General features: G+C 58.3%; 1 protein-coding gene. It reads left to right on the top strand.

The features are described 5' to 3' along the window. Positions 1-240: TRAP transporter large permease subunit (locus SB756_RS34690; protein ID WP_410913836.1), on the top strand; the 240-nt coding region annotated here is incomplete at both ends.

Raw genomic sequence — 240 nt, 5'->3', positions numbered from 1 at the left:
ACGTGATGACGCTGATGCAGATTCCCTCGAAGATCACCACGGCGTTCCTGACCCTGTCGGACAACCGCTATGTGATCCTCATGTGCATCAACTTCATGCTGTTGCTGCTGGGCACGGTGATGGACATGGCGCCGCTGATCCTGATCCTCACCCCGATCCTGCTGCCGGTTATTACCGGCATCGGCGTGGACCCGGTGCACTTCGGCATGATCATGCTGGTGAACCTGGGCATTGGGCTGA

Origin of the sequence: Pseudomonas sp. SIMBA_068 (assembly GCF_046534705.1) — a bacterium.
GTDB classification, from domain to species: domain Bacteria; phylum Pseudomonadota; class Gammaproteobacteria; order Pseudomonadales; family Pseudomonadaceae; genus Aquipseudomonas; species Aquipseudomonas putida.
The sequence above is the reverse complement of the archived record's forward strand: the minus strand, read 5'-3'. Positions and strand labels throughout refer to the sequence as shown.